The following is a 6,160-nucleotide window of genomic DNA, read 5'->3' as shown; positions in this document are numbered from 1 at the left end:
CCAGGAAAGCGAAGGCACACAGCAGCGCGCCGATCAGTGCCCACAACGGCCCTGTGCTCGGCCCCTTGACCTTGGCCGCCGCAACGGGCGCCGGACGCGCTTGCACGTGGGGCTGGCGGTTGGGCATGAAGTCATCGTCATCGGGAATGTCGGCCCGCATCCGCAGGCTCGGTACATCATCGAAGTCGTCGTTGGCATCGTTACGCATGGGCATGGGTCTAACCTTTGGGAAACCGGGGATGGCTTGATGTGGCGAGTATAACCCCCTCGCCCGCCGCACCCATTGACCCCGAACCGGGCACTCGGTTCATGACGGGGCGATCAGCGGGCGTCCTGGACACGCCACCAGGCGCAAAATTCATCGAGAGCGGCCCACAAACTGACCTGTGGATCGTAATCGAGATAATGCCTGGCCCGACTGATGTCCAGGGTGAAACTTCTGTTCATGACTTGCATGCCCAGGCGCGACACCGTCGGTTCAGGGCGACCGGGCCATAGCGCGCATAAACCTTCGTTCACGGCGCCGAGGCTGTAGGCAAGCCCGTAGGAGCGATACCGCCTGACCTGTGGGACTTCCATTTGTCGCATGACGTAGTTGACCACGTCCCACAGCGGGACTGGCGCCCCGTTGCTGATGTTGTAGGCGTTGCCCAACGCCGAATCCGTGGCCAGCAGGCTGCTGAGCAGCGCTTCATTGAGGTTCTGGACGCTGGTGAAATCCACCTTGTTCAGTCCGTTGCCGACAATCGCCAACCGGCCCTTGCGCTGCATTTTCAACAGGCGCGGGAAGATGCTCATGTCGCCGGCCCCGGTGACCAAGCGCGGCCGCAGCGCCAGCACTTCCAGGCCGAACTCCTGGGCGCCGAAGACTTTCTGCTCCGCCAGGTATTTGGTGGCGGCATAGGGATGCTTGAAACGCTTGGGCACTTGTTCTTCCGTAAGCCCCAGGTGGTCACGGCCATCGAAATAAATGGACGGGGACGACAGGTGCACCAGCCGCCGAACCTTCTGCTTGAGGCAGGCCTCGACAACGTTTTCGGTGAGCTGGACATTACCCAGGTGGAAATCCTGATAGCGGCCCCACAGCCCCACTGAGCCAGCGCAATGCACCACCGCATCAACGTCCCGGCACAAATCACGGGCCAGTTCCGGGTCGCTCAGGTCGCCCGGGATGAACTCGGCGCCGCGCCTCACCAGGTGCTCGACGCTTTCGGCCCGGCGGCCGTTGACCCGAACATCCAGGCCTTGCTCCAGGGCAAAACGCGCAAAGCGTCCGCCGATGAAGCCGCTCGCGCCGGTGACGAGAATTTTCATGTAGTGCTCCGATGAAGAAGGTTTTGCGTATTGCGTGCAATCCTGACGCTGCGAATCAGCCCAACGGCACCAGCCACTGCCCAGACGCGTGAACCAGTTGTTCGGTCAACAAACCGAGCAGCTGCCCGCCATTGCGCCAATGATGCCAGTACAGCGGCACATCGATCGGTTTATCTGCCACCAACTCCACCAGTTCGCCCCGCTCCAGTTGTTCACGGACCTGTAACTCAGGCACCAGCCCCCAGCCAAGCCCCGCCTCGGCAAGGCGAATGAAACCTTCGGACGAAGGGCACAGGTGATGCTCGAAACCGCCTTCGACGCCGAGGGACGCGAGGTACCGGTGTTGCAAAAAATCATCCGGGCCGAACACCAGCGCGGGCGCGCGAGCCAGTTGATCGGCGCGCACGCCGTCAGGGAAGTGCCGGGCGATGAAGGCAGGATTGGCCAGCGCCCGGTAACGCATGGCCCCCAGCAATACACTGCGGGCACCGGCCACGGGACGCTCGCTGGCACAGACACAAGCTGCCACTTCGCCAGCACGCATGCGCTTGAGGCCAACGGTCTGGTCCTCTACCACCAAGTCCAGCAACAGATGCTGTTCAGCGCAGAACTGACCCACGGCACCGGCCCACCACGTCGCCAGGCTGTCGGCATTCAAGGCGATCCGCAGGCGCTCGGGCAGCCCCTCTTCGTCCAATGCCGGCACCAGGCTTTGCAGGTCACGTTCCAACAACCTGACCTGCTGGACATGGTTGAGCAGACGACGGCCGATCTCGGTCGGCGCCGGCGGCGTGGCACGCACCAATACGGGCTGGCCAACGCGGGCCTCGAGCAATTTGATCCGCTGGGAAATGGCCGATTGCGACAGTCCCAGCACCTGCGCGGCACGTTCGAAACCGGCCTGCTCGACCACGGCCGCCAGGGCAGATAGCAATTTGTAGTCGAACATCAATTTTCCTAATGAGGGATCAGCAAGATTCGTTTTTCTTATAACTCGACGAACCGGAGAATGGCCAGCATTGCGAACCTGGATGGAGGAATACTTTATGTGGCAAAGCTATATGAACGGCCTGTTGATGGCCCTCGGGTTGATCATGGCGATTGGCGCCCAGAATGCCTTCGTCCTCGCCCAGAGCTTGCGCCGCGAACATCACTTGCCCGTGGCTGCGCTCTGCGTGACGTGCGATGCGCTGTTGGTGGCCGCCGGGGTATTCGGGCTGGCAACGCTGCTAGCCCAAAGTCCGCTGCTGCTGTCGATCGCACGCTGGGGCGGCGCCGCGTTCCTGCTCTGGTACGCCAGCCTGGCGTTGCGCCGGGCCTTCTCGCAACAAAGCCTGCAACGGGATGGACAACAGACTGCGCGCTCATTGCGCACGGTGTTGCTCAGTGCACTGGCGGTCACGTTGCTCAACCCTCACGTCTACCTCGACACCGTGCTGCTGATCGGTTCCCTCGGCGCCCAGCAAAGCGTGCCCGGTGCGTATGTCATGGGGGCAGCCAGCGCCTCGCTGCTGTGGTTTTCCGTCCTCGCCATCGGTGCCGCGTGGTTGGCGCCCTGGCTGGCCCGGCCCAGTACCTGGCGCATCCTGGACGTGTTGGTGGCGATGATGATGTTCACCGTGGCAGCGCAATTGATCGTCTCGGGCTGATATGCCAAACCGCTCTGGAACCTCTATTCCACACAGTTGTTGCGTGGTTATGCCGCACCCCCGGTGCTATGATCCGACTCCTGCGCCCAAAGAGTACAAACTCCCCGGCGCTAGTCTGGCCGCCCGTGATCGGCCTTGCGCTCACCGCAACTGACCTGATTAGGAGAATCACCATGGCTTTCGAATTGCCGCCGCTGCCGTACCCACACGACGCACTGGCGCCACACATCTCCAAAGAAACGCTGGAATACCACCACGACAAGCACCACAACACCTATGTCGTGAACCTGAACAACCTGGTGCCTGGCACCGAGTTCGAAGGCAAGACCCTGGAAGAAATCGTCAAGACTTCCTCGGGCGGTATCTTCAACAACGCCGCTCAGGTCTGGAACCACACCTTCTACTGGAACTGCCTGGCGCCAAACGCCGGCGGTCAACCAACCGGCGCCCTGGCTGAAGCCATCAACGCAGCCTTCGGTTCGTTCGACAAGTTCAAGGAAGAATTCAGCAAGACTTCCATCGGCACCTTCGGTTCCGGCTGGGGCTGGCTGGTAAAGAAAGCTGACGGTTCCCTGGCCCTGGCCAGCACCATCGGCGCCGGCAACCCGCTGACCAGCGGCGACACCCCGCTGCTGACCTGCGACGTCTGGGAACACGCCTACTACATCGACTACCGCAACCTTCGTCCAAAATACGTCGAAGCGTTCTGGAACCTGGTCAACTGGAAGTTCGTGGCTGAGCAGTTCGAAGGCAAGACCTTCACTGCGTAAGTTGTGATGCCAAAAAAAACGGCGCTTTCCCGACGGGAAGGCGCCTTTTTTTTAGGTAGCTTGGATTGTTTTGCTCCCACAGCAAGCCTCGCGGTGAATGAGCAATATCGCCCCAGGCAAATGACCTCGCGTCTGAAACCCAACAAAAAGTCCCGCCAGGCCTCAAGTTGCAGGCCCTTCCAACCGAAACAATGGTCGTAGAGTAATCACTCTGTAAACACCGTATAACGGCCAGGTTTCAGGCGAAAACCCTTGTGTTTGATTGTCCCTTTGACTGACATCACAGGATTGCCAATACTCATGGCAACTTGACGCTACCCGCACGGAACAAGGAATCTCTCTTTGAAGCTGGAACTCAAGAACAGCTTGTCTGTGAAGTTGCTCCGGGTCGTGCTCCTCTCGGCATTGATCGTTGGCATGATCTTGAGCTGCGCCCAGATTGTGTTCGATGCCTACAAAACCAACCGGGCCGTTGCTGACGACGCCCAGCGCATCCTCGATATGTTCCGCGATCCTTCTACCCAGGCGGTCTACAGCCTGGACCGGGAAATGGGCATGCAGGTGATCGAAGGACTGTTCCAGGACGAAGCCGTGCGCATGGCGTCCATCGGCCACCCTGGTGAAACCATGCTCGCGGAAAAGACCCGGCCCTTGCAGCACTCCAGGAGCCGTTGGCTGACCGACCTGATTCTCGGCCAGGAACGAACCTTCACCACACAACTGGTGGGCCGCGGCCCTTACAGCGAATATTACGGCGACCTCAGCATCACCCTGGACACCGCCACCTATGGCCAAGGCTTCATCATCAGTTCCGTGATTATCTTCATCTCCGGAATGCTGCGCGCCCTGGCGATGGGCCTGGTGCTGTACCTGGTTTATCACTGGCTGTTGACCAAACCGTTGTCGCGGATTATCCAGCACCTGACCGAAATAAACCCCGACCGCCCCAGCGCGCACAAGATCCCGCAACTGCCGGGCCACGAGCACAACGAGCTGGGCCTGTGGATCAATACCGCCAACCAGTTACTCGCCTCCATCGAGCGCAATACGCACCTGCGCCACGAAGCAGAAAACAGCCTGTTGCGCATGGCCCAGTACGACTTCCTCACAGGCCTGCCCAATCGTCAGCAGCTTCAGCAGCAGTTGGACAAGATCCTGGTGGACGCCGGGCGCCTGCAACGTCGCGTCGCGGTGTTGTGCGTAGGGCTGGATGATTTCAAGAGCATCAACGAACAATTCACCTACCAGACTGGCGACCAGTTGCTCTTGGCGCTGGCCGATCGGCTGCGCGCCCACAGCGGTCGCCTCGGCGCCCTGGCGCGATTGGGCGGTGACCAGTTTGCCTTGGTCCAGGCCGATATCGAGCAACCCTACGAGGCCGCCGAACTGGCCCAGAGCATCCTCGACGACCTGGAAGCGCCGTTCGCGATCGATGATCACGAGATCCGCCTGCGCGCCACGATTGGTATCACCCTGTTTCCAGAAGACGGCGACAGCACTGAGAAATTGCTGCAAAAAGCCGAGCAGACCATGACCCTGGCCAAGACCCGCTCGCGCAATCGCTACCAGTTCTACATCGCCAGCGTCGACAGCGAGATGCGTCGCCGCCGCGAATTGGAAAAAGACCTGCGCGAAGCCCTGGCCCGGGGACAGTTCACGCTGGTGTACCAGCCGCAGATCAGTTACCGCGACTTGCGCGTGGTAGGCACCGAAGCCCTGATTCGCTGGCATCATCCCGAACACGGCCTGGTGCCGCCGGACCTGTTCATCCCCCTGGCCGAGCAGAACGGCACCATCATCGCCATCGGCGAATGGGTGCTGGACCAAGCCTGCAAGCAATTGCGCGAATGGCATGACCAGGGCTTCGTCGACATGCGCATGGCGGTCAACCTGTCCACCGTGCAGCTGCACCACGCCGAACTGCCTCGGGTGGTGAACAATTTCCTGCAGATGTATCGCTTGCCGCCGCGCAGCCTGGAGCTGGAGGTCACCGAGACCGGCTTGATGGAAGACATCACCACCGCGGCCCAGCATCTGCTGAGCCTGCGCCGCTCCGGTGCGCTGATCGCCATTGATGACTTCGGCACCGGTTATTCATCGCTGAGTTACCTCAAGAGCCTGCCGCTGGACAAGATCAAGATCGACAAGAGCTTCGTCCAGGACCTGCTCGATGACGAAGACGACGCGACCATCGTCCGCGCCATCATCCAGTTGGGCAAAAGCCTGGGGATGCAGGTCATTGCCGAAGGCGTCGAAACGATCGAGCAAGAGGCCTACATCATTTCCGAAGGCTGCCACGAAGGCCAGGGCTACTACTACAGCAAACCCCTGCCGGCCCGGGAGTTGGGCCTGTATCTGAAGCAGGCAGAGCGCATAAAGGCCTCCATCGTCTGATCCCTGCCGCCATGCACCTATAGGAGCTGGCGA

The 6,160-nt window shown here is 60.7% G+C and carries 5 protein-coding genes and 1 pseudogene; 3 read left to right on the top strand and 3 right to left on the bottom strand.

Features of this window, described 5'->3' with window-relative positions; all coding sequences use genetic code 11:
• The 3 genes and pseudogenes from OC610_RS19175 to OC610_RS19165 all read right to left on the bottom strand — a co-directional run.
• A pseudogene (locus OC610_RS19175) lies at positions 1-214 on the bottom strand (ATPase); the annotation flags it as partial.
• A gap of 107 nt (positions 215-321) precedes the next feature.
• Positions 322-1,314, bottom strand: a complete 993-nt coding sequence (locus OC610_RS19170; RefSeq protein WP_264429868.1) for an NAD-dependent epimerase/dehydratase family protein — start codon at positions 1,312-1,314, stop codon at positions 322-324.
• A 55-nt stretch (positions 1,315-1,369) separates the two neighbouring features.
• Positions 1,370-2,263 carry a LysR family transcriptional regulator ArgP gene (locus OC610_RS19165; protein WP_264429867.1) on the bottom strand — a complete coding sequence of 298 codons (894 nt, stop codon included), beginning with the start codon at positions 2,261-2,263 and terminating at the stop codon, positions 1,370-1,372.
• 97 nt (positions 2,264-2,360) lie between these two features.
• Between OC610_RS19165 and OC610_RS19160 the strand changes: the two genes are divergently transcribed.
• The 3 genes from OC610_RS19160 to OC610_RS19150 all read left to right on the top strand — a co-directional run bounded on the left by OC610_RS19160 (position 2,361) and on the right by OC610_RS19150 (position 6,127).
• The gene (locus tag OC610_RS19160; protein WP_264429865.1) at positions 2,361-2,963 is read left to right on the top strand and encodes a LysE/ArgO family amino acid transporter; all 603 of its coding nucleotides are present in this window, start codon (positions 2,361-2,363) and stop codon (positions 2,961-2,963) included.
• Positions 2,964-3,136: 173 nt separating this feature from the next.
• Positions 3,137-3,733, top strand: coding sequence for a superoxide dismutase (locus tag OC610_RS19155; protein ID WP_264429864.1), 597 nt, complete (start codon positions 3,137-3,139; stop codon positions 3,731-3,733).
• Between the two features lie 342 nt (positions 3,734-4,075).
• Positions 4,076-6,127 (top strand): putative bifunctional diguanylate cyclase/phosphodiesterase, encoded by a 2,052-nt coding sequence (locus tag OC610_RS19150; RefSeq protein WP_264429863.1) that lies wholly within the window; start codon positions 4,076-4,078, stop codon positions 6,125-6,127.
• The last annotated feature ends 33 nt before the right edge of the window (positions 6,128-6,160 follow it).

The sequence above is a fragment of the Pseudomonas agronomica genome (genome assembly GCF_025917275.1).
Taxonomy (GTDB): domain Bacteria; phylum Pseudomonadota; class Gammaproteobacteria; order Pseudomonadales; family Pseudomonadaceae; genus Aquipseudomonas; species Aquipseudomonas agronomica.
This window is presented reverse-complemented; position numbering and strand designations above follow the sequence as displayed.